This window comes from Streptomyces sp. NPDC048623 (assembly GCF_040650755.1).
Classification (GTDB): domain Bacteria; phylum Actinomycetota; class Actinomycetes; order Streptomycetales; family Streptomycetaceae; genus Streptomyces.
Map to the genome: position 1 here is coordinate 166,656 of NZ_JBEZHV010000004.1, position 21,824 is coordinate 188,479.

Sequence of the window (21,824 nt, forward strand, 5' to 3'; positions counted from 1 at the left end):
GGTCCACGGCCCCGCAGTCGCCGTGGACCGACCACCCGGAGGCCCAGGGGCATGCCCGGGTGCGCCCCGCTGTTCAGGCCACCGGTACGGCGCCGAGGCCGGCCGGCACGATCAGCTCCGCGGCCGTGGCGGCGCGGACCTCGTCCACGGTGACACCCGGGGCCAGTTCGGCCAGGACGAAGCCGGCGGCCGTGATGTCCACGACCGCGAGGTCGGTGATCACGCGCTGGACGACGGCGCGGCCGGTGAGCGGCAGGGTGCAGGTGTCGACCAGCTTCGGAGTGCCGTCCTTGGCGGTGTGCTCCATGAGGACGATGACCCGGCCCGCGCCGTGGACGAGGTCCATCGCGCCGCCCATGCCCTTGACCATCTTGCCGGGGATCATCCAGTTGGCGAGGTCGCCGGCGGCGGAGACCTGCATCGCGCCGAGCACGGCGGCGTCGATGTGGCCGCCGCGGATCATGCCGAAGGACAGCGCCGAGTCGAAGAACGAGGCGCCGGGCAGGGTGGTGACGGTCTCCTTGCCGGCGTTGATCAGGTCGGCGTCGAGCTCGTCCTCGGTCGGGTACGGGCCCACGCCCAGGATCCCGTTCTCGGACTGGAGCACCACCTCGACGCCCGGCGGCAGGTGGTTGGGGATGAGGGTCGGGAGCCCGATGCCGAGGTTGACGTAGCTGCCGTCGGTGAGTTCCAGGGCGGCGCGGGCCGCCATCTGCTCGCGGGTGAGGGCCATCTCAGGCCTCGCCTTCCTGTCGTACGGTACGGCGCTCGACGCGCCGCTCGGCCGCGGGGTCGCCGGGGGTCACCCGGACCACGCGCTGGACGAAGACGCCGGGCAGATGCACCTCGTCGGGGTCCAGTTCGCCCGGTTCGACGAGGTGGTCCACCTCGGCGATGGTGATCCGGCCGGCCATGGCGGCCAGCGGGTTGAAGTTGCGTGCGGACGAGCGGAAGACGAGATTGCCGTGCCGGTCGCCGATGGTGGCCCGGACCAGCGCGAAGTCGGTGGTGATGCCGTGTTCGAGCAGATACGGGCGCCCGTCGAACTCCCGGGTCTCCTTGGCGGGCGAGGCGACCGCGACGGCGCCGCCCCCGGGGGCGTACTTCCAGGGCAGTCCGCCCTCGCCGACCTGGGTCCCGGTGCCCGCGGGGGTGTAGAAGGCGGGGATGCCGGCGCCGCCGGCCCGCAGCCGTTCGGCGAGCGTGCCCTGCGGGACGAGTTCGACCTCCAGCTCCCCGGTCAGGTACTGGCGGGCGAACTCCTTGTTCTCGCCCACGTAGGAGCTCGTCATCCGGGAGATCTGCCCGGCGGCGAGCAGCAGGCCGAGGCCCCAGTCGTCGACGCCGCAGTTGTTCGAGACGATCCGGAGATCGCTCACCTCGCGCTGCCACAGGGCGTCGATCAGCGTGCCCGGTATGCCGCACAGTCCGAAGCCGCCCACGGCGAGCGAGGCGCCGGCGCCGATGTCGGCCACCGCCTCCGCCGCGCTCGCGACTGTCTTGTCCAGACCCATACGGTCCCTTTCCCTCGGGCAGCCGGGCCGTCCGCGCAGGTCGGAGCCGGTGCCAGTACGGCTGATGGGCAGCGAGCCTAGGCAGGCGCGACACACGGAACCATGGCTGTCGTCCACATATCGACCCCGGTGGAGGTGGTGATGACCACCTCCACCGGGGGAGCTCGTGGACCGCGCCGAGGCTCCTTCGGATCAGGCCGAACAGCCGGAGTCGGCGATCACGAAGTAGCCGGGAGAGGTCTCCTTCAGGGTGTGGGTGGTGAACGTGTTCCACAGCCCCATCGCCTGGCCGGAACCGTTGGCGTAGGTGTAGCCGCCGCTCTGGTACGCGCGCCCGGCCGTCGTGTGGGCGTAGTTGCTGGCCGTGTAGCACGTGGGCGTGTAGCCGCCGCCGGTGGTGGTCGCGGTCACCGGGGCCGAGACAGCGCCCCGGACGCCCGACGGGTCCACGGCCGCCACGGTGTAGGCGTAGGCCGTGCCGGCGGTGAGCCCGCTGTCGGTGTAGCCGGTGGACGTGGTGGTGCCCACCTGCGCGCCGTCGCGGTAGACGGTGTACGAGGCCGCGCCGGACACCGCGCTCCAGCCGAGGGCGGCGGTGGTGTCGGTGGTGCCGGTGACCGCCAGGCCGGTGGGCGCGGGCAGCGCGCCGGGGCCGGGCTCCTGCCCGCCGCCGTCGAGGCCCCAGAAGCGGGCGGTGTGATAGCTGGAGCAGATGGTGTCGAGGTAGTACGTGCCGGTGCTGCCGCACTGCTCGGCGCCGCTGCCCGGGTCGACCGCGAGTCCGTGCGCCATGCCGGAGATCGAGTAGACCTCGACGGCCGGCCTCCCCGCGCCGTCCTCGTACACGCTCAGCGTGGTGCCCCCGCCGAGCGTCTCGGTGCGGGAAGGCGTCTGGCCGATGCCCCAGACATCGGTCCACTGGTCGCGCAGTTCGGTGGCGTTGGCCGGCTGGACGGTGGTGTCGCTCGTGCCCTGCCAGATCGCGACGCGGGGCCAGGAGGTGGTGCCGGCCGGGGCGGCGGAGCGTACGAGCGCTCCCCACTGGGCGGGCGTCTTGTCCGGCGGGCTGTACATGCAGGTGTACGCGGTGGACACGCTGTTCGCGCAGTACGCGGGCAGCCCGGAGTCGATGGCCCCGCCCGCGAACACGTCGGGGTAGGCGGCGAGCATGTCGGCGGTCATGCCGGCGCCCGCCGACAGGCCGGTGATGAACACCCGCGCGGGGTCGCTGCCGTACTGGGCGACGGCCTTGTCGACCATCTGCTTGATCGACAGCGCCTCGCCCTGACCGCGCGCGGTGTCGCCCGGCTCGAACCAGTTGAAGCAGGAGTTGGAGTTGTTCGCGCTGCTGGTCTGCGGGTAGACGAGCGCGAAGCCGTAGGCGTCCGCGAACTTCTGCCAGCCGGAGTGGGTGTGGTAGTCGCTCGCGCTCTGGGTGCAGCCGTGCAGGGCGACCACGAGCGGGGCACCGGACGGCAGGGCGTCGGGCTTGTACGCGTACATGGAAAGGTTGCCCGGGTTGGTGCCGAAGCCGGTCACCTGGGTGAGGCTCGCGGCGGAGGCCTGCGGGCCACCCGCGGCGACCAGACCGGCCGTGAGGGCGAGCGCCCCCGCGGCGCCGCCGATCCAGCGGCGGATGCCCGCGGCGAGGCGGCGGCCCCTGGGGTGGCGGTCCCCGGCGGGGCGGCGGAATCCGGGGCGGCGGTCCCCGGCGAGGTGGAACGGGATGTGCGGCTCTGTCATGACGACTGTCTCCTGATGCGGTGAACAGGTCTCGTACCGATCCCGGGGTGGGGCCCGGGGACCGGTGTGACGTGCATCATCAAGGCGCCCGCGCCGCCGCTGACATGGTCGGGACAGCCACGGTTGGCGGCAGGGCAGTGTGCCGGGCGTCCATGGCCGCGAGCGCGGCGCGCTCTGTATGACCGCAGGCCCGCCGGTCAAGCCTCGTTCCGGCCACACCGAGGCCGTCCAGCAGAAGTGGTGTCCCGCCCTACTTCCCGTAGCGGCACGGTGGTTGACCCACCCATGTCTGGAACCGGACACGACGGCATAGCCTCCCGCGGTCCCCTACCGACGACCCGATCCCGGAGGCACACCGATGCGCCCCAACCCCGGCCCGACACCACGTTCCTGGAGACGAGGCGTGCCCGCGGCCCTCGCCCTGGCCGCCCTCACCCTCTCCACCGCGCCCGCGACGGCGGCCCCTCCGGACTCCGGCGCCGCGGCGCACTGCGCCCGCCTCGCGCAGGTGCGGGTGCCGGGCGCCGAGCACCAGGAGACCGCCTGTCTCGACGAGCTGACCACGGCGGGAACGGTCGCCTCGGGGCACACCGACCCGGCCGACTGGTCGGGCCTGACCCCCAAGGCCCTGGCCGTCCCCAGCGGCGTGCCCGGCATCCAGATCGACGGCTACTTCCCCGACACCTCCACCACCAACACCAACCACGGCTGGAAGCACGACGCCCAGTTCGTGATCCGCATGCCCGACCGGTGGAACGGCGGACTGGTGGTCGCCGGCACCCCCGGCAACCGCGAGCAGTACGCCAACGACAGGGCCATCGCCGACTGGGTGCTCTCCCGCGGCTACGCCTACGCCGCCACCGACAAGGGCAACACCGGACTCGCCTTCTACCGGGACGGCGAGGCGCCGGGCGACGCCATCGCCGAGTGGAACGACCGGCTCACCCAGCTCACCCGCGCCGCCCGGGCCACGATCGCCCAGCGCTACCACCGCGCGCCGGCCCGCACCCTGGTCACCGGCATGTCCAACGGCGGCTACCTGGTGCGCTGGCAGCTGGAGAACCACCCCGAGCTCTACGACGGGGGAGTGGACTGGGAGGGGACCCTGTGGCGCTCCGGCGGGCCCACGCTGCTCGACTTCCTGCCGCCGGCCCTGCGGAACTACCCCGTGTACGCCGCGGGCGGCGAGGGCGCCCCGGCCGCGCAGGAGGCCCTGCACGCCGCCGGGTTCCCGGCCGGTTCGGAGTTCCTGTGGCCGTACCACCACCAGGTCTACTGGGACCTGACCCAGCGCATCTACCGGGAGGAGCTCGACCCGGGCTTCGACGGCGCGACCGAGGCCGGCACCCCGTACTGCGCGAGCGGGACACCGGGCTGCGACGCCGACTACGCGTACGCGCAGCGTCCGGACGAGGTCGCCGAGGCCGTCGAGAAGATCGCGCTGACCGGGCGCATCGGCAAGCCGCTGATCACCGTGCACGGCACCCTGGACGTCCTGCTCCCGATCGCCCGGGACTCGGACGTCTACTCCCGTATGGTGCGCGACGCGGGCCGCGGCGGCCTGTACCGCTACTACCGCATCGAGGGCGGCAACCACACCGATTCCCTGGTGGACCTGTTCCCGGACCGGCTGCGCCCGCTCACGCCCTGCCACCGGGCGGCCTTCACCGCCCTCGAGGACTGGCTCGGCGGGGGCCAGCTGCCGCCGTCCTCGCGCACGGTCGCGCTGCCGGCCGGTGCGCAGCCCGGCAGCCTCGTGGACAGCTGCCCGATCGGCTCCTGACCGGTCGCCGAATGGTGAAGGTCACCACCACCGGGACGGTCTTTGTGGTGGTCGCTCACATGGGATGAGCCCCTGGCCCTCCCTACTGTTTCCGGCCATGACGAACACATTTCCCGTCCCGGCCCTCTCGTCGCCACCCTCCGCCGTGATCGATCTGAGCGGACGCTCGGCTCTGGTCACCGGCGGAGGCAGCGGCATCGGCCGGGCCTGCGTCCTGGCCCTGGCGCAGGCGGGCGCCACCGTGCACGTCGTCGACCGCGACGCCGCGGCGGCCAAGGCCGTCGCGGAGATCGCCGGCGGCGAGGCGCACGTGGCCGACCTCGCGGACCCGGGAGCGATCGACCTCCTGCCGGCCGAGGCCGACATCCTGGTCAACAACGCCGGCCTGCAGCACGTCGCCCCGCTCACGGAGTTCCCCCCGGAGCGTTTCGACCTGATCCACAAGGTGATGGTCACGGCTCCGTTTCTTCTGATGCGCCGCACTCTGCCGCATATGTACGCTCGCGGCTGGGGCCGGATCGTGAACGTCTCCAGCGTCCACGGGCTGCGGGCCAGCGCCTACAAGTCGGCCTACGTCGCGGCCAAGCACGCCCTCGAAGGGCTGAGCAAGGTCGCCGCGATCGAGGGCGCCCCGCACGGGGTGACCAGCAACTGCGTGAACCCCGGCTACGTCCGCACCCCGCTCGTCGAGGGCCAGGTGCGCGACCAGGCCGCCGCCCACGGCATCAGCGAGGGCGATGTCCTCTCCGACGTCCTCCTCGCCCGCACCCCGGTCAAGCGGCTCCTGGAGGCGGAGGAGGTGGCCGCGGCCGTCCTGTGGCTGTGCGGCCCGCACTCCGGCTACCTCACCGGAGCGTCCCTGCCGCTCGACGGCGGCTGGACCGCGGGCTGACCCCCCTTGAACCCCACCGGTGCGCCACACCCCCGCACCGCCCGCGTACCCCCCTGTACGCGCCCCGTATCACCCCGTCCTGTCCGTTCGTGAAACCCGGTGAATCATGTCTGGCACCACCACCACGCCGAGAGGCGGCATCGGCCGCATCGTCGGCGCGAGCCTGATCGGCACCACCATCGAGTGGTACGACTTCTTCCTCTACGGCTCCGCCGCCGCCCTCGTCTTCAACACGCTGTTCTTCCCCAGCGCGGATCCGCTGGTGGGCACGCTCATCGCGTTCATCACGTATGCCATCGGGTTCGCCGCCCGGCCGCTCGGCGGCATCGTCTTCGGACACTTCGGCGACAAGATCGGCCGCAAGAAGCTGCTGGTGGTCAGCCTGCTGATGATGGGCGGCGCGACCTTCGCGATGGGCCTGCTGCCCACCTACGCGTCCATCGGCGTCGGCGCGCCGGTCCTGCTGACCGTGCTGCGCCTCGTCCAGGGCTTCGCACTCGGCGGCGAGTGGGGCGGAGCCGTCCTGATCGTCTCCGAGCACGGCGGCGACAAGCACCGCGGCTTCTGGGCGTCCTGGCCGCAGGCCGGCGCCCCCGGCGGCAACCTGCTCGCCACCGGCGTCCTGGCGCTCCTGGCCGCGTTCCAGTCGGACGCCGCCTTCCAGTCCTGGGGCTGGCGCGTGCCGTTCCTGCTCTCCGGCATCCTGGTCATGATCGGCCTGTGGATCCGGGTCTCGGTCTCCGAGTCCCCGGTGTTCCTGGAGGCCCAGAAGAAGGCCGAGGCCGCCGCCGCCCAGGGCGCCAAGGAGAAGGCCCCGGTCGTGCAGGTGTTCAGGCGCAGCTGGCGTGAGGTCCTGTCCGCCATCGGCACCCGCTTCGGCGAGAACATCTCGTACTACATCCTCACCTCCTTCCTCCTCGTGTACGTCACCACCCACCTGGGACTGGCGAAGAGCACCGCGCTGAACGCCGTCCTGATCGGCTCCGCCGTCCACTTCGTCACCATCCCGCTGTGGGGCGCGCTCTCCGACCGCATCGGCCGCCGTCCGGTCACCCTGATCGGCTCCGCGGGCATGGCGGTGTGGGCCTTCGTCTTCTTCGGCCTCGTCGACTCCAAGTCGTTCGTCGTGATCACCCTGGCCGTCACCGCCGGACTGCTGCTGCACGGCGCGATGTACGGGCCGCAGGCCGCGTTCATCTCCGAGATGTTCGACACCAAGGTCCGCTACTCCGGCGCCTCCATGGGCTCCCAGCTCGCCTCCATCCTGGCGGGTGCCCTCGCCCCGATCATCGCCGTCGAGCTCCTGAAGGACTACGGCTCCTCCACGCCCATCAGCGTCTACCTCTGCGCGGCCGCCGTGATCACCACCATCACCGTCGCCGTCACCCGCGAGACCCTCGGCCGCGACCTCACCCGCGACAGCCGCGACGAGGAGCCCGCCCCCGCGCCCGCCGTCACCGCGGGCGACCCCGCGTAGCGCCACCGCGCTCGTGAACCGCCCGGTCCGCCGCGATGATGGGGGAGAACGCGACGGACCGGGCCGCCCCCGCGTCACACACTCCCGCCCTTGTGAATTCCCGCCCTCTTGAACGTGCCCGTTCCAAACCTCCGTCCACCCACCGAGAGGAGGCCCCATGACCGCCCGCGAGGAAGCCGACGCCCACGCGCCGACCCCCGCCGAGACGGCCGCCCGCCGCCTCCTCGACCTCCTCGCCGCCGACGCCCCCGCGGAGGAGCTCGTCGCCCAGCCGGCCCGCGCGCGTGCCGCCGGGGCCACGGCGGCCGACGCCGTCCGGATCGAGGAGACCACCGAGGCGGCGCTCGCCGTTCGGCGGGTCCTCGACCAGTACCGGCGCCGGGAGGCGGGCCTGGTCGCGCTCTTCGACACCGCGGGCGACCTGGCGGGGCTGCGGGACCTCGACGCCGTGCTCCGCGCCATCGTCCGGCGCGCCCGCACGCTGCTCGGCACCGACGTCGCCTACCTCACGCTCAACGACCCGGCGGCCCACGACACCTTCATGCGCGTCACCGACGGCTCCGTCTCCGCCGCCTTCCAGCAGCTCCGGCTCGGCCTGGGCGAGGGCCTCGGCGGCCTGGTCGCGCAGACCTCCCGCCCGTACGCCAGCACCGACTACCGCGCCGACCGGCGCTTCCGGCACACCGGCGCGATCGACGACGGCGTGGCCGAGGAAGGGCTGCGCGGGATCCTGGGCGTCCCGCTGCGGGTGGGCGAGGAGATCATCGGCGTGCTCTTCGCGGCCGACCGCACCCCCCGCGAGTTCCCGCCCGACGCCATCGCGCTGCTCGGCTCGCTCGCCGACCACGCCGCCGTCGCCATCGACAGCGCCCGCCTCCTCGAAGAGACCCGCAACGCCCTCACCCGGCTCGAAGCCGCCAACGCCACGGCCCGCGCCCACAGCGAGGCACTCCACCGGGCCTCCGACGCCCACGACCGCCTCACCAGACTCGTGCTCCGCGGCGCCGGGATCGACGAGGTGGCGGCCGAGATCGCCGCGCTGCTCCGCGGCGGAGTGGCCGTCCACGACACCGACGGCAGCGAGCTGGCCCGGGCCGGCACCGAACCGGTCACGCCCTCCGCCGAGAGCCTCGCCGCCTCCCGCACCGACGGCCGCGCGGTCCACGACGCCGACGTCTGGACCTGCGCCGTCCTCGCCGGAAGCGAACCGCTCGGCAGCATCCTGCTCACCGGCCGGACCGACCTCTCCGAGGCCGACCGCCGCCTGTTCGAACGCGCCGCCCTGGTCACCGCCATGCTGCTGCTCATCCGCCGGTCCGTCGCCGAGACGGAGGACCGGGTACGCGGCGAACTCCTGGACGACCTCCTCGCCGATCCCGCCGCCTCGGCCCGCTGGGACGGCGACAGCCTGACCCTGCGGGCCCGGCGCCTCGGCGTCGACCTCGGCAGGCCGCACGCCGTGGCCGTACTCGACTGCGAACCGCCGCTTCGCCCCCGGCTCGCCGCCGAGACCGCCCGCAGGGCCCGCGGCCTGGGCGGCCTGGCCGGGACCCGGCACGGCCATGTGGTCCTGCTCGCCCCCTCCGACCGGCCCGGGACCCTCGCCCGCGGCCTCGCCGCCGATCTCACCCGCGCCCTCGGCGCACCCGTCACCGCGGGCGCCGCCGGTCCGGCGCACGGACCCGGGCGGCTCGCCGCCCTCCACTCCGAGGCCCTGCGCTGTCTCACCGCGCTCCATGCCCTCGACCGCACCGGGGAGGGCGCCGGCATCGCCGAGCTGGGCTTCATCGGCGTCCTGCTCGGTGACCGGGCCGACGTCGGCTCGTACGTCGAACGCGTCCTCGGCCCCGTCCTCGCCTACGACGCCGAACGCGGCACCGAGCTCCTGCGCACCCTGCACGCCTACTACGACCAGGGCGCCAGCCTCTCCCGCGCCAAGGACGCCCTCCACGTGCACGTCAACACGGTCGTGCAGCGCCTCGACCGCGTCGCCCAGCTCCTCGGCCCCGACTGGAACTCCCCGGCCAGGGCCCTGGAGACCCATCTGGCCCTGCGCCTGCACCGGCTCACGGCGCGGGACGGCGACGGCAGCTGATCCCGGAGCGAGCACGCGCCGGGCCCGTACGGCTCAGGCCGTGTCGCCCTCGACGCCGCCGAGTGTCATCCGTACGTCCACCACACCCTCCACCGCCCGGACGGCGCGCGCGAGCAGCGGCACGAGCGCGCGGTCGGGCAGGGCGCCGTGGAGGGTGACGACGCCCTCGGAGACGCTGACCCCGAGCTGCGCCGGAGGCATCAGCTCGGCGAGCAGCTCGGACCGGATCTCCTCCTCGATCTCCGCGTCCGGGCGTAGGAAGACGGTGAGCAGGTCCCCGCGGCTGACCACGCCCTCCAGCATGCCGAGCCCGTTCACCACCGGCAGCCGCTTCACCTTGCGGGTGGCCATGATGCGCGCGGCCTCGGAGAGCGTCGCGTCGGGGTGCACGGTGACGGCCGGGCTCGACATGAGCTCGCCCGCCCGCAGCGCGCCGGCCTTGAGCGCGGCCTCCCTCTCCGCCGGGAGCCGCGGCTCCTCCGTGCGGAACTCCTCCTTGGGCAGCAGATCGGCCTCCGAGACCACCCCGATGACCCGGCCCTCGCCCTCCAGGACGGGGAGCGCGCTGACCTTCCACTCGGCCATGAGGGCGACGATCTCCTTGTAGGGCGCGTCACGCCCGACCGCGATCGCGGTGTGGGTCATGACGTCACTGACGGTACGAGGCATGGCGGGCATCGTGACCTCCTGAACCGGAGAAGGGGGAGGGGTACGCGGCCGGGGCTGCGGCTACAGGCCGCTGCCGTGCGGGGCGTACCGGTCCAGCAGCCGGATGCGGGCGGACCGCAGCCGGTGGGCGAGCACGCGCCCGACGAAATGCCCGAGCGCCGACCCGAACGCGGGATCCGCGTCCATGAGCATCCGCACCGTCGCGGCGTCGAACTCGTCGGCCCGCACCGGCGTCATCGCCTCGGCGCCGAGCTGCCAGCGGTACGGGGCGAACAGCCACGAGCAGCCGACCGGTTCACCGGCGTCGGCCCGGTCCACCACGGCGTGGGTCCCGCCGGGCACCTCCGCGTCGAGCAGGACCGTACCGGTTCTGACGATCCAGAAACGGTCCGCGGCGCCGCCCTCCGTGAAGAGGCGCTCGCCGGGCTCGAAGTCCCTGCGCTGCGCGTACTTCATGAGAAGACCGCGGTACTCGGGGGCAAGGGCGGTGGTGATCCGCGGCGGGGTCTGCGCGGAACTTCTCACGGAACTCACGGAACTTCTCATCGAGGCCTCCTCGTCAGGCTCCGCTTCCAGTGTGGGCGCGGCCCGGGGGGCGGGTTAGGGCCGAACGGACCGGGAGCGCGGGACGTCCGGCCCGGATTCCGGTCCGGGGCCCGGGGCAGGTTCCGGACGGGTTCGAGGGCGGGTTCCAGGGCGGGTTCCGGAGCGGTGCGCCGGCGTGAGGACCGACGTGCCGGAAGTCGGGCGGGCAGGGGACCCAGGACCTTGCCGTCCTGGGCCGTTCGGCCCTTCTGGCAGGGCGGCGCCGGGGCGTTGACTCTTCCCGGAACCCCGGCCGCTCGACGCTCCGCACCTACGGCCGGGGGACCGCCGAGCAGTCCCGCGTGAAAGGCACCCACATGGCTGACCAGGCCCCACCAGCACCAGGAAGCGTCATCGTCGTGGGCGGCGGTGTCTCCGGACTGGCGGCCGCGCACCGTCTCGTCGAGGCGGGGGCGCGCGTGACGCTCCTGGAGGCGTCCGGGCGGCTCGGCGGGAAGCTGCAGGCCGGTGAGATCGCGGGTGTGCCCGTCGACCTGGGCGCCGAGGCGCTGTTCGCGCTGCGGCCCGACGCCGTCGACCTGGCGCGCGCGGTCGGACTCGGGGAGTGCCTGGAACCGGCCGTGACGACCTCCGCGGCCGTGTGGAGCCGCGACAGCCTGCACCCCATGCCCCGGGGCCACGTCATGGGCGTCCCGGGCGACTGGGCGGCCCTGGAGGACCTGATCTCCCCGGCCGGCATCGCGCGGATGAAGCAGGACCGCACCCTGCCCCGTACCCCCGTCGGGGACGACGTCGCCATCGGCGCGTACGTGTCCGAGCGGTACGGCCCGGAGGTCGTCGACCGGCTCCTGGAGCCGCTGCTCGACGGCGTGTACGCGGGGGACGCCCACCGCATCTCGATGCGCGCGGCGGTGCCCGCGCTCTTCGAGGCGGTCCGGGAGCACGGCACCCTGCTCGACGCCGTCGCCTCGCTGCAGCGCAGGCCCGCGCCGGGCACCGCGCCCGCCGGGCCGGTGTTCATGGGCATCAGCGGCGGCATCGGCAGGCTGCCGGTCGCGGTCGGCGACGCCGTACGGGCCGGAGGCGGCAGGATCGTCCTCGACAGCCCGGCCCTCGAACTGAACCGCACCGGCGAGGGGTGGACGGTGCGCACGCCCGACCGCCTCTACACGGCGGACGGCCTGGTCCTGGCGTCTCCGGCGTGGACCACGGCGGCCCTCCTCGAAGCCGAGTGCCCCGCCGCGGCCGAGCTGTCCGGCATCGAGTACTCCTCGCCCGCGCTCGTGACGCTGGCGTTCCGCCGCAAGGACCTGCCGGTCCTGCCCGGCGGCAGCGGATTCCTCGTACCGCCGGTGGAGGGGCGCACCATCAAGGCGTCCACCTTCCTCACCCACAAGTGGCGCTGGCTGCGGGAGTCGGCCACCGGACTGTTCGTCCTGCGGGCCTCGATCGGCCGGTACGGGGACGAGCAGGCGATGCACATGGACGACGCGGAGCTCGTCGCGGCCGCCCGCCACGACCTGGGCGAGATCCTGGGCCTGACGGCCGAGCCCGCGGCGACGCGGGTCAGCCGCTGGTACGACGGACTGCCGCAGTACATGGTCGGCCACACCGCGCGGATCGACCGGGTCAGGTCGGCGGTCGCCAAGCTTCCGCACGTACGGCTGTGCGGCGCGGCGTACGACGGCGTCGGCATCACCAACTGCGTGGCGAGCGGCCGGCAGGCCGCCGAGGAGGTCCTCGGCGCGGCCTGAGAACGCGGGCCCGGCGAGCAGCCGGGTCCACCCAGTCGTGGAGTCGACCGTGCGGAACGGCGTGTGTCCGTCTTCTCTCCGCATCCGGACCGCGTGACGCGGCCGGCTCCACCGTGAGTGCTCCGGGACGACCGTCGTCCGTCCCGGGGCACTCTCATGTCCGGGGGCGTGGCGGACCGGACGGGGAGGGACCGTTCGGCCCCTGCCGGACGGCAGGCCGGGGGCGGTTCACTGACTGTTCGACGGGATCGAGACAGACCGAGAGAGCGAGGAGACAGCGCATGATCGCGGTGGTGGGACATGCGGACCTGCCCGCGGACACGTCGGCCGAGGTCGAGCGGGAGCTGCGGCAGCACCTGGAGCGGGATGGCGGCCCGGCGTCCGGAATCGTCCGCGCCGGATCGGGACCGGCGGTCGCCTTCGCACGCGCGGTACGGGCCTCCGGCCGCCGGCTCGTCGTGCTGCTCCCCGCCCAGGGCGCGGTGCCGGCACCGCTGCCGACGCCCGAGCTCGAATCGGCCCGGGCGGTGATGGCGCTCGCCGAGGAGGTGCGCCTGCTGGCCTTCGACCCCGGCGACCGCGACTCCTGCGTGCGCGCCGACGAGGCGCTGATCGCACAGTGCCGCCGGCTCCTTGCCGTGTGGGACGGTTCGCCCACGGACGGGCGGGACGCCACCGCGCACATGGTCGCCTACGCGCGGGCCCACGGGGTGCCGGTCGACGTCGTGTGGCCGGTCGGCGCGGAACGCGGGGCGCCGGACCGGTCCGCGGCACAGCAGGAGCCGGAGACGCTGTCGTAGGACGGCGCCTCCGGCTCCTGCCGCAGGTCACTTCTGCCGGCGGGCCTCCCGGCGCGCCAGGATGGCGGCCCGGCGCTCGTCGAAGCGGGTCGCCTGCCCGTCGAGCGAGCCGAGGAACTCGCCCAGCTCCTCCTGGGCCTTGAGACCCTCGGCCCCGAGCCCGCTCAGGCCCAGGATCTTGAGGTGGCGCAGGACGGGCTGGAGCACGTCGTCGTGGTGGACGCGCAGGTTGTAGACGCCGCCGAGGGCGATCTCGGCGGCGGCGCGCTCGAAGCCCGGCATGCCGTGTCCGGGCATGCGGAAGCCGGTGACGACGTCCGCGACGGCGCGCATGGCCTGGTCGGGGGCGATCTCCAGGGCGGCCTGGAGCAGGTTGCGGTAGAAGATCATGTGCAGGTTCTCGTCCAGCGCGACGCGGGCGAGGAGGCGGTCGCAGACCGGATCGCCCGAGCTGCGCCCGGTGTTGCGGTGCGAGATGCGGGTGGCGAGCTCCTGGAAGGCCACGTACGCCACGGTGTGGAGCGGGGAGTGCCGGTTGTCGGAGACGAATCCGGCGGACATGTGGGCCATCCGGGCCTGCTCCAGGGCCACGGGGTCCACCGCGCGGGAGGCCATCAGGTAGTCCCGCATCACCATGGAGTGCCGGGCCTCCTCCGCGGTCCACCGGTGCACCCAGGTGCCCCAGGCGCCGTCGCGGCCGAAGAGGGTGGCGATCTCGTGGTGGTAGCTCGGGAGGTTGTCCTCCGTGAGCAGGTTCACCACCATCGCCACCCGGCCCACCTCGGTCAGCGGCGACTGGTCGGCGGCCCACGGCTCGCCCTCGGCCAGGACGCCGTCGAAGTCCCGCCCCCGGCTCCAGGGGACGTACTCGTGGGGCATCCACTCCTTGAACACGGCCAGATGGCGGTCGATCTCGCGCTCGACCACCTCCTCGAGCGCCTGGAGCAGTTGGACGTCCGACTTCGGGACGTCTTCGGCGGAACGGGACGGGGGGATGCTGGCCACGGCGTAGACCGCTCTCTCGCTGCGAAACTGAACTTACGGTTCCGTAGGTTACGAATCCGGGCGGCGGCTCCGCTTGGGCCGTTCGGCCCTATCGGTCCGCGGTGTCTAGGGCCGGACGGCGCCCGCCCTTCGCTGCAAGACTGGCGTGCTGTCCAGGCCCGTCCGACAGGAGCCGCACCTCATGCCCCGACCGTCCCTCTCCCCGCGCGTCCTCCGTACGTACCCCCCTCTCGCCCTGTACGCGGCGTGCGTCTGCGTCCTGGCCGCGGTCGCCGCGGTGGTGTCCTTCGCCCGGGGCGGCCTGGTGGGGATCGCCTGGGTGCTTCTGGCCGGGCTCGCCTCGAACATGGCCTGGTACTACGCGCGGCGGGGACGGCGGACGGCCGCGTGCGCCCCGGCCGGGCCTGAGCCGGCCCCGTCCACCGGCTGCGCGAGCGGCGGGGCCGGGTGCGGCGTGTGCGTGAAGTCGACGCTGAAGGCGTCTTCCTGAGCCGGTCCTCATCCGGTCCTGATCGCACCGGTTGAGCGGGGGCGCGGGCCGTGCGAAGGTTCGGCGTCGAGCGACGCGACGAAGAACCACCGGCACCGGGAGCTGACGACATGACCGCAGGACGCCTGCTCAGGGCACACGACCGGCCGGCCACCCGCTGGCGGAACGGCGGCGGCGTGACCCGCGAGGTGGCCGCAGGCCCCGCCGAGGCGGGCCTGGACGACTTCGTCTGGCGGGTGAGCCTCGCCGACGTCGCCGCCGGCGGCCCCTTCTCCGCCTTCCCCGGGGTCGACCGCGTCATCACGGTCGTGGACGGCCCGGGCATGGAGCTCACGGTCGACGGCACCCCGCACACCGTCGACGCCCCCTACGAGCCCTTCGCCTTCTCCGGCGACGCCACGACGGACTGCCGCCTGCTCGCCGGACCCATCGTCGACTTCAACGTGATGACCCGCCGTGCCGCCGCGACGGCGGAGGTACGGGTGACCCGCGAGCCGTTCGAGACCGGCGCCCCGGCGGCCGGCTCCGTGACCCTGGTGATCGCCCTGGCGGGCACGGCCACGCACACCGGCTCCGGCGTCACCCTGGACCGCTTCGACGCGGTCCTGTACTCCGAGGGGGAGACAGCCGCGTTCCGCGTGGACGGAGTGACGGCCGTGGTCACGGTGACGCCGGTACGGCAGTTCAGGTAGAGGAACTGTCATGTCGTAGACGGTGTCGAGCCAGTTCAGGTCGTGGGCGCGCTGGGCACGGGGGTGGCGTGCACATGCTCATCGCGTCACCGGGAACGGCTGGGTGCGGGCGGCGTCTGGCCGTCCTCCAGGAGGACCTTCGGGGTGCCGGTGCCGTCGGACGGGGCCGTCCAGACGTCGAAGCTGTTGGGGCGGGTGTCGGCGGGGAGGGCGTAGGCAAGGGTGTGGTCGTCCAGCCAGACCGCCTGGTCGTCCACGCTGCGGCGCTCGGCGAGCGGGGTGGACTTCAGGGTGCGCAGGTCGAGGACGTGTTCGCGCCAGAGCGCGGCCGTGCCGAGGACCCGCTTCTTGTACGCGACGCGGGTGCCGTCCGGCGAGAGCGACGGGCACTCGACGTTGCGGGTCAGCGTGGTCACCGCGCGGGCCCGCACCGAACCCCGCACCAGATAGGTCTCCTCGCGGGTGGCGAGCGTCGCGTAGAAGGTGTCGTCGTCGGCCGCGAAGGTGACGCCCCAGAAGTTGATGTCCTGGTGGCGGTACGGGCGTCCGTCGAGTGTGATCGCGAACTCCTCCAGGTTCGGGACGAGTTGCCAGCCGTGGGTGTCCAGGATCGAGGTGCGGGTGGAGAAGAAGGCGCTGCCGTACGACTCGCCCTTCACGAACACCGTCCACGCGGCGAACCGCCCGCTGGCGGAGACCCGGGCCCGGCTCGGGACACCGGCCAGCGGGTAGCTCCTCACGGTCCGCAGCCCGGCGTCCAGGATCTGCGCCCGGTACGCGGGGCGGCCGAGGAGCGTGGTGGACTGGAGGCACACCCCGGTGCCCGCGGCCGAGTAGAAGCGCAGACAGCCGACGTCGGAGGCGGTGCGGACGGCGCCCGCCGCGCGGTCGGCGGGGACCGACACCAGACGGTCGCGCTGCGGCCCGGCGGCCGTGTTGCGGAAGACCAGCCGGCCCGGCTCGTCGAGCGTGACCCTGCCCGCGGTGAACGCCGGGCCGCCCGGCCGCGGCTTGTTCTCCTCCTCGGCCCGGTCGGCCGCGGAGAACACCGCCCACGCGCCGACGCCCCCGAGCAGCAGCACCCCCGCGGCCAGGATCAGCAGGCGGCGCATCGGGGTGAGGGCGGTCATCGTGGTTCTCCCGGGAGTGATGAGGACGAGGCAGAGGAGGGGGAGGGGGTGGGGGTGGCGGAGGCTGAGGCTGAGGGGCGCAGGGCGAAGCCCGCCACCGTCGCGCAGCAGGCGAGACCGGCCGCCGCCGCGCCCAGCGCCGGGCCGTCGCCCCACGCCGCCCAGGCCGCACCGAAGACCAGGGAGCAGCAGAACCGGGCCAGGGCCTGCCCCGTGCCCACCAGTGCGATGCCGCTGGCCCGCAGCCGCTCCGGCACCACCGCGCCCACCGCCGCCGGCAGCACCCCGTCGGTCGCGGCGTAGAACGTGCCGTGGAGCACCAGCACCAGATACGGCAGGGCGGGCGTCGCCGGGGCCCACAGCAGCAGCCCGTACGCGAGCAGCAGGCCCGCGTGCCCGGCGAGGAAGACCATGCGCCGCCCCACCCGGTCCGCGAGCCGCCCGAGCGGCAGCGCGAGCAGCAGGAACACGGTCGCCGTGCCCAGCGGGAGCAGCGGGAACAGCTGCTCGTCCACGCCGGTACGGCGCTGCAGCAGCAGATACAGGAACGCGTCGCTGACCGTGGTCAGGCCGAGCAGCACCGCGCAGCCGAACAGCATCCGCAGCCGCCGGGTGCGCAACAGCCCGAAGGCGGCCCGCAGATCGACCTTCTCGGCCGCCGCCGAATCACCCGGCTCCGCCGAGTCACTCGGCTCCGCCGGGGCCCGCTTCCCGCCCGGTACGAAGAGCAGCAGGACCAGCACCCCGAGCGCGGCCACGCACCCGCTGACCGCGAACACCGCGTCGTAACCCCCCGCCGCCACACCGAGGATGAGGAAGGCGACGACCGGTCCGAGCAGCGCGCCGGTGGTGTCCATGGCCCGGTGCACACCGAAGGCCCGGCCCTGCCGTTCCGGCGGCGCGGACAGCGAGATCAGCGCGTCGCGCGGGGCGGTGCGCAGGCCCTTGCCCGTACGGTCCAGGGCGAGCGCCGCGCCCAGGGCGCCCAGGTTGTGCACGAGCAGCAGCGGCTTGCACAGCGCCGCCAGGCCGTAACCGATCCCCGCCACCAGCTTGTGGTTGCGCACCCGGTCGGCGAGATGGCCGCCGGTGAGCTGGACCAGGGCGCTGACCCCGTTCTGCACGCCGTCGAGCACACCGAAGCCCAGCGGGCTGAGTCCGAGTCCGAGCACCAGGTACAGCGGCAGGACCGCGCTGACCATCTCGGTCGACACATCGGTGATCAGACTGACCGCGCCGAGCGCGACGACGGTCGGGGAGACCGCCCGCAGGGAGTCGCGGACACGGTCCGGAGCGCGGTCCGGAGCGGCGGTGGTCGTATCGCGACGCGGAGAGGAGCGATCGGCCAGGTACACGGGCAGGACTCCAGCCTCGTCGAACGGGTGGACGCGCGATCACTGTAACGGCTGAAGCCCGGCGGAACGGCAGGATCGGTGCGGCTTAGCGACTGCTTGCCACCAATTCCGCGAAAGGCGTCATCGTCACCGTGTTGTGCGCCTATCTTCCCGTTGTACGCTGCGAGTTGAGCACGGCGTTCGCGCTGTGCCCAGGGGGTGTCCGTGGGGGAATTCACGGGCAGTGGGCCGGAGTTCCATCGCTCCGTCGCCAACTGCCTTCATCGGCATGCTCGTCATGCCCGGGACCGTACGTTCCGGGCCCGATCGCGCATCGGCACGCCCGGAGGATGGGGATCCACCGGGTGACCGTGCCGGCGCGCGGGCGAGGCGACGCCCAGGGGGTTCGAGGAGACCCCCTCGGCCCGCCGTGACGCGTCTCCGCACAGCGCGGACCGGCCACTCACGACACCCCGCAGCACGTCCCGTACGACTCTCATCGCTCAGCCGCACCACAACGGCCCGCCGACGACCGGCCGTTCAGCCAGCGACCCGGTCCAGCCGCTCTGGACCGGACCGACCCGAGGGGGGTGGGTGTGTCAGATCGTCCTGCCAACACACCCGACATTCCACGCAGTTCACGGATGACGGAGCTGTCCCGCGCCGATGGAGGGCTCCATGAGCTCGCCACCCGGCTGCTCGCCGTCGCGGAGCGCGGACTTCCGCGGATGCTCCTGCCGGACGGCAGCGGATTCGTCTTCACCCGGGCCGGGCGCCCCGCGGACGACGGCTCCTTCGCCCTGGAGCAGCGCGGCACCAGCATCCGCTATGCGGCGATCACCGCGCTCGGCGCGCGTTTCCTGCCCGCCGACCGGCAGCGCGCGGTGCTCGGCGGCCACACCGCCGAGGAGTTCACCGGCCTGCTGATCGAGCGGCTGCCCGGGGTGCGCAACCTCGGCGACGCGGCCCTGGTCGCCTGGGCCGCCGCCGAGACCGGCCATCCCAAGCTGTCCGACGCCCTCGACCGGGTCACCCTCCTCGACCCGCCCGGCCGTCCCCAGTACACCGTCGAGGCCGCCTGGGTCCTCTCGGCGCTCGCCGCCGCCCGCCCCGTCCTCGACGTCGAGCAGCGGCTCGCCGCCGCCCGCGACCGGCTGCTTCGCGCCCGGATCGGCGGCAGCCCGCTCTTCCCGCACGCCACCGGGCCGGGCCTCAACGCCTGGTACCGCTCGCACATCGGCTGCTTCGCCGACCAGACGTACCCGCTCCAGGCCCTCGCCCGGACCCACGCGAGCGGCGACGACCCGCAGGCGCTGGCCGCCGCCGACGCCTGCGCCACCCGGATCTGCGCGCTCCAGGGCGCGGGCGGCCAGTGGTGGTGGCACTACGACGCCCGCCGCGGCAGCCTCGTCGAGGGCTATCCGGTCTACAGCGTGCACCAGCACGCCATGGCCCCCACGGCGCTCTTCGACCTCGCCGAGGCCGGCGGCACCGACTTCCGCGAGCCGGTCCGGCGCGGCCTGCGCTGGATGACCGAGGTGCCGGAGCTCGCCCGCGCGGGCGCCACCGAGCCGATGATCCTCGACGAACTCGGGGTGACCTGGCGCAAGGTGTACCGCGGCGACCCGAAGAAGGCGGTACGCGCCCTGCGCGGCCTCTCCACCCGCCTCGTGCCGGGGCTGCGCCTCGGGCCGCTCGACAAGGTGTTCCGCCCCGCCTCGGTGGACCGCGAGTGCCGGCCGTACGAGTTCGGCTGGATGCTCTTCGCCTGGCTCGGCTCCCTCCCCGGAACCGGCACCGGCACTACCACCGGCACCCAGACCAGCGCCACCGCCTCCGCCGAGGGAGGCCTCCGGAGATGACCCTCCGTCAGAACCTGTTCGGTGTCGGCCTCGACGCCCTCACCATGGACCAGACCGTAGCCCGCTGCCTCGACGCCGTCCGCGCCGGGAAGCGACTCGAGATCGGTGTCGTCAACGCCGCCAAGCTCGTCAACATGCGCCGCGACCCCGCCCTCGCCCGCGCCGTCTCCGGCTGCGACCTCGTCCTCGCCGACGGCCAGGCCGTGGTCTGGGCGAGCCGCCTGCTGCGCCGCCCGCTGCCCGAACGCGTCGCGGGCATCGACCTGTTCACCCGCCTTCTCGCCGAGGCCGAACGCGAGGGACGCTCCGTCTACCTCCTCGGCGCCCGGCAGCACGTCCTGGACGAGATGCTGCGCCGGATCGCCGTCCGCCACCCCGGACTGCGGGTCGCGGGCAGCCGCAACGGCTACTTCGACGACGCCGAACAGCCCGCCGTCGCCGACGCCATCGCCGCGAGCGGCGCCGACATGCTGTTCCTCGGCATGACCTCGCCCAAGAAGGAGATCTTCACCGCCGGTTACGGCGAGCGCAGCGGGGTCGCCCTCGTGCACGGCGTCGGCGGCTCCTTCGACGTCCTCGCCGGCGTCACCCGCCGCGCCCCCGTCACCTGGCAGCGGCTCGGCCTCGAATGGCTCTACCGGGCCCTGCAGGAGCCCCGCCGCCTCGGCCGCCGCTACCTCACCACCAATGTCTCCTTCGCGCTGATGACCGGACGCGAGCTGCTCCGCCGTACCGCCGCCTCACCGTCCATCAGCACCGCAAGCAGGGGGGAATCGTGATGCGCGTCGTCGTCGTGGGACAGGGCTATGTCGGCCTGCCGCTCGCCATCCGCGCCGCCGAGACCGGACACGAGGTCATCGGCTACGACGTGGACGCCGAGCGGGTGAAGAGCCTCGCCGCCGGCGAGTCGTACGTGGAGGACGTCTCCGCCGAGCGGATCCGGGCCGCGCTCGCGGCCGGCACCTACCGGGTGAGCGACTCGGTGCGCGACTGCGGCGGCTTCGACGTCGCCGTCGTCACCGTGCCCACCCCGCTGCACGAGGGCACCCCGGACCTCCGCTACATCGAGGAGTCGGCCCGCGCCCTCGCCCGCTATCTGCGGCCCGGGGCGACCGTCGTCCTGGAGTCCACCACCTACCCCGGCACCACCCAGGAGCTCTTCGGCCCGCTCCTCGAAGAGGGCTCCGGCCTCGTCGCCGGGGCCGACTTCCACCTCGGCTACAGCCCCGAGCGGATCGACCCGGGCAACCCGGTCTGGGGCTTCGAGCAGACCCCCAAGATCGTCTCCGGTGTGGACGCCGCATCGCTCAAGGCCGTCCAGGGCTTCTACGACGGCCTCGTCGACACCACCGTGCCCGTCGGTTCGCCCAAGGAGGCCGAGCTCGCCAAGCTCCTGGAGAACACCTTCCGGCACGTCAACATCGCCCTCGTCAACGAGATAGCGATGTTCGCCCGCCACCTCGACATCGACGTGTGGCAGGCCATCGACGCCGCCTCCAGCAAGCCCTTCGGTTTCATGCGCTTCACCCCCGGACCCGGCGTCGGCGGCCACTGCCTGCCGATCGACCCCTCCTACCTCTCCTGGCGCGTCCAGCGCGAACTCGGCCAGAGCTTCCGCTTCGTGGAGCTCGCCAACGACATCAACAACCACATGCCCGACTACGTCACCCGGCGCCTGGTCAACGCCTTCAACACCCGCAAGCGGGCCGTCAACGGCTCCCGCATCCTGCTCCTCGGCCTCGCCTACAAGAAGAACACCGGCGACGCCCGTGAGTCGCCCGCCCTGCGGATCTCCCAACTCCTCCTGGACATGGGCGCCGAGGTCCGTGCCGCCGACCCCCACGTGGTCGAGGGACACCGCGTCGACAACCGGCTCGTCCGGGTCGAGCTCACCAAGAAGGAGCTCGCCGCCGCCGACGCGGTGGTGCTCCTCACCGACCACGACGCCTTCGACTACGAACTCGTCGAGTCCCACGCCGACTACGTCCTCGACTGCCGGCGCCGGCTGAGCGGTCCCCGGATCGAGGTGCTCTGACCC

At 73.4% G+C, this 21,824-nt stretch carries 18 protein-coding genes and 1 pseudogene; 11 read left to right on the forward strand and 8 right to left on the reverse strand.

Going from position 1 to position 21,824, the window contains the following annotated elements; translation table 11 throughout:
* Positions 1–73 precede the first annotated feature (73 nt).
* The 3 genes from AB0C73_RS07870 to AB0C73_RS07880 form a co-directional block, all read right to left on the reverse strand.
* Complete coding sequence (locus AB0C73_RS07870) at positions 74–733, reverse strand: CoA transferase subunit B (RefSeq protein ID WP_362525941.1); 660 nt, start codon at positions 731–733, stop codon at positions 74–76.
* A gap of 1 nt (position 734) precedes the next feature.
* Positions 735–1,514 carry a CoA transferase subunit A gene (locus AB0C73_RS07875; RefSeq protein WP_362525943.1) on the reverse strand — a complete coding sequence of 260 codons (780 nt, stop codon included), beginning with the start codon at positions 1,512–1,514 and terminating at the stop codon, positions 735–737.
* Between the two features lie 192 nt (positions 1,515–1,706).
* Complete coding sequence (locus tag AB0C73_RS07880; protein ID WP_362525944.1) at positions 1,707–3,257, reverse strand: PHB depolymerase family esterase; 1,551 nt, start codon at positions 3,255–3,257, stop codon at positions 1,707–1,709.
* Between the two features lie 358 nt (positions 3,258–3,615).
* On the opposite strand from AB0C73_RS07880, the gene AB0C73_RS07885 reads away from it, so the two are divergent.
* The 4 genes from AB0C73_RS07885 (at position 3,616) to AB0C73_RS07900 (ending at position 9,504) form a co-directional block, all read left to right on the forward strand.
* On the forward strand, positions 3,616–5,040 hold the full coding sequence (locus AB0C73_RS07885; protein ID WP_362525946.1) for a tannase/feruloyl esterase family alpha/beta hydrolase: 1,425 nt from the start codon (positions 3,616–3,618) through the stop codon (positions 5,038–5,040).
* A 97-nt stretch (positions 5,041–5,137) separates the two neighbouring features.
* Positions 5,138–5,932 carry a 3-hydroxybutyrate dehydrogenase gene (locus AB0C73_RS07890; protein ID WP_362525949.1) on the forward strand — a complete coding sequence of 265 codons (795 nt, stop codon included), beginning with the start codon at positions 5,138–5,140 and terminating at the stop codon, positions 5,930–5,932.
* 106 nt (positions 5,933–6,038) lie between these two features.
* Positions 6,039–7,409 carry an MFS transporter gene (locus tag AB0C73_RS07895; RefSeq protein WP_362525951.1) on the forward strand — a complete coding sequence of 457 codons (1,371 nt, stop codon included), beginning with the start codon at positions 6,039–6,041 and terminating at the stop codon, positions 7,407–7,409.
* Positions 7,410–7,566: 157 nt separating this feature from the next.
* Positions 7,567–9,504: a GAF domain-containing protein gene (locus AB0C73_RS07900; protein ID WP_362525953.1), complete on the forward strand. Its 1,938-nt coding sequence runs from the start codon at positions 7,567–7,569 to the stop codon at positions 9,502–9,504.
* Positions 9,505–9,537: 33 nt separating this feature from the next.
* Here the strand turns inward: AB0C73_RS07900 and AB0C73_RS07905 are convergent, their stop codons facing one another.
* The gene (locus AB0C73_RS07905; protein ID WP_362525956.1) at positions 9,538–10,182 is read right to left on the reverse strand and encodes a CBS domain-containing protein; all 645 of its coding nucleotides are present in this window, start codon (positions 10,180–10,182) and stop codon (positions 9,538–9,540) included.
* 51 nt (positions 10,183–10,233) lie between these two features.
* On the reverse strand, positions 10,234–10,719 hold the full coding sequence (locus tag AB0C73_RS07910) for a cyclic nucleotide-binding domain-containing protein (protein WP_362525959.1): 486 nt from the start codon (positions 10,717–10,719) through the stop codon (positions 10,234–10,236).
* 356 nt (positions 10,720–11,075) lie between these two features.
* On the opposite strand from AB0C73_RS07910, the gene hemG reads away from it, so the two are divergent.
* Entirely contained in the window at positions 11,076–12,473 is a 1,398-nt protein-coding gene (hemG, locus tag AB0C73_RS07915) for a protoporphyrinogen oxidase (RefSeq protein WP_362525961.1), read from the forward strand.
* Positions 12,474–12,754: 281 nt separating this feature from the next.
* The gene (locus AB0C73_RS07920) at positions 12,755–13,273 is read left to right on the forward strand and encodes a hypothetical protein (RefSeq protein ID WP_362525963.1); all 519 of its coding nucleotides are present in this window, start codon (positions 12,755–12,757) and stop codon (positions 13,271–13,273) included.
* A gap of 27 nt (positions 13,274–13,300) precedes the next feature.
* Here AB0C73_RS07920 and AB0C73_RS07925 read toward each other — a convergent pair whose 3' ends face one another.
* Positions 13,301–14,278: an acyl-ACP desaturase gene (locus tag AB0C73_RS07925; RefSeq protein ID WP_362525965.1), complete on the reverse strand. Its 978-nt coding sequence runs from the start codon at positions 14,276–14,278 to the stop codon at positions 13,301–13,303.
* A 181-nt stretch (positions 14,279–14,459) separates the two neighbouring features.
* Between AB0C73_RS07925 and AB0C73_RS07930 the strand changes: the two are divergent.
* Together AB0C73_RS07930 and AB0C73_RS07935 are read left to right on the forward strand one after the other, a co-directional pair.
* A pseudogene (locus AB0C73_RS07930) lies at positions 14,460–14,654 on the forward strand (hypothetical protein); the annotation flags it as partial.
* A gap of 224 nt (positions 14,655–14,878) precedes the next feature.
* Positions 14,879–15,460, forward strand: a complete 582-nt coding sequence (locus AB0C73_RS07935) for a HutD family protein (protein ID WP_362525967.1) — start codon at positions 14,879–14,881, stop codon at positions 15,458–15,460.
* Positions 15,461–15,546: 86 nt separating this feature from the next.
* Here AB0C73_RS07935 and AB0C73_RS07940 read toward each other — a convergent pair whose 3' ends face one another.
* Together AB0C73_RS07940 and AB0C73_RS07945 are read right to left on the reverse strand one after the other, a co-directional pair.
* On the reverse strand, positions 15,547–16,590 hold the full coding sequence (locus tag AB0C73_RS07940) for a TolB-like translocation protein (RefSeq protein ID WP_362525970.1): 1,044 nt from the start codon (positions 16,588–16,590) through the stop codon (positions 15,547–15,549).
* A complete protein-coding gene (locus AB0C73_RS07945; RefSeq protein WP_362526367.1) occupies positions 16,587–17,861 on the reverse strand; it encodes an MFS transporter in 1,275 nt (424 codons plus the stop codon). The genes AB0C73_RS07940 and AB0C73_RS07945 overlap by 4 nt, the downstream gene beginning before the upstream one ends.
* Positions 17,862–18,568: 707 nt before the next feature.
* Here AB0C73_RS07945 and AB0C73_RS07950 point away from each other — a divergent pair.
* The 3 genes from AB0C73_RS07950 to AB0C73_RS07960 are packed head-to-tail and all read left to right on the forward strand — an operon-like array spanning position 18,569 to position 21,821.
* Positions 18,569–19,786 carry a hypothetical protein gene (locus tag AB0C73_RS07950; protein WP_362525972.1) on the forward strand — a complete coding sequence of 406 codons (1,218 nt, stop codon included), beginning with the start codon at positions 18,569–18,571 and terminating at the stop codon, positions 19,784–19,786.
* Positions 19,783–20,565 (forward strand): WecB/TagA/CpsF family glycosyltransferase, encoded by a 783-nt coding sequence (locus AB0C73_RS07955; protein WP_362525975.1) that lies wholly within the window; start codon positions 19,783–19,785, stop codon positions 20,563–20,565. Before AB0C73_RS07950 ends, AB0C73_RS07955 begins: the two co-directional genes overlap by 4 nt.
* Positions 20,565–21,821: a nucleotide sugar dehydrogenase gene (locus tag AB0C73_RS07960; protein WP_362525978.1), complete on the forward strand. Its 1,257-nt coding sequence runs from the start codon at positions 20,565–20,567 to the stop codon at positions 21,819–21,821. Before AB0C73_RS07955 ends, AB0C73_RS07960 begins: the two co-directional genes overlap by 1 nt.
* Positions 21,822–21,824: the final 3 nt, after the last annotated feature.

Bases quoted from the DNA above. Each gene is read 5' to 3' on its own strand.
- AB0C73_RS07870 (WP_362525941.1), bottom strand. From the start codon at position 733: ATGGCCCTCACCCGCGAGCAGATGGCGGCCCGCGCCGCCCTGGAACTC.
- AB0C73_RS07875 (WP_362525943.1), bottom strand. From the start codon at position 1,514: ATGGGTCTGGACAAGACAGTCGCGAGCGCGGCGGAGGCGGTGGCCGAC.
- AB0C73_RS07880 (WP_362525944.1), bottom strand. From the start codon at position 3,257: ATGACAGAGCCGCACATCCCGTTCCACCTCGCCGGGGACCGCCGCCCC.
- AB0C73_RS07885 (WP_362525946.1), top strand. From the start codon at position 3,616: ATGCGCCCCAACCCCGGCCCGACACCACGTTCCTGGAGACGAGGCGTG.
- AB0C73_RS07890 (WP_362525949.1), top strand. From the start codon at position 5,138: ATGACGAACACATTTCCCGTCCCGGCCCTCTCGTCGCCACCCTCCGCC.
- AB0C73_RS07895 (WP_362525951.1), top strand. From the start codon at position 6,039: ATGTCTGGCACCACCACCACGCCGAGAGGCGGCATCGGCCGCATCGTC.
- AB0C73_RS07900 (WP_362525953.1), top strand. From the start codon at position 7,567: ATGACCGCCCGCGAGGAAGCCGACGCCCACGCGCCGACCCCCGCCGAG.
- AB0C73_RS07905 (WP_362525956.1), bottom strand. From the start codon at position 10,182: ATGCCCGCCATGCCTCGTACCGTCAGTGACGTCATGACCCACACCGCG.
- AB0C73_RS07910 (WP_362525959.1), bottom strand. From the start codon at position 10,719: ATGAGAAGTTCCGTGAGTTCCGTGAGAAGTTCCGCGCAGACCCCGCCG.
- hemG (WP_362525961.1), top strand. From the start codon at position 11,076: ATGGCTGACCAGGCCCCACCAGCACCAGGAAGCGTCATCGTCGTGGGC.
- AB0C73_RS07920 (WP_362525963.1), top strand. From the start codon at position 12,755: ATGATCGCGGTGGTGGGACATGCGGACCTGCCCGCGGACACGTCGGCC.
- AB0C73_RS07935 (WP_362525967.1), top strand. From the start codon at position 14,879: ATGACCGCAGGACGCCTGCTCAGGGCACACGACCGGCCGGCCACCCGC.
- AB0C73_RS07940 (WP_362525970.1), bottom strand. From the start codon at position 16,590: ATGACCGCCCTCACCCCGATGCGCCGCCTGCTGATCCTGGCCGCGGGG.
- AB0C73_RS07950 (WP_362525972.1), top strand. From the start codon at position 18,569: ATGACGGAGCTGTCCCGCGCCGATGGAGGGCTCCATGAGCTCGCCACC.
- AB0C73_RS07955 (WP_362525975.1), top strand. From the start codon at position 19,783: ATGACCCTCCGTCAGAACCTGTTCGGTGTCGGCCTCGACGCCCTCACC.
- AB0C73_RS07960 (WP_362525978.1), top strand. From the start codon at position 20,565: ATGCGCGTCGTCGTCGTGGGACAGGGCTATGTCGGCCTGCCGCTCGCC.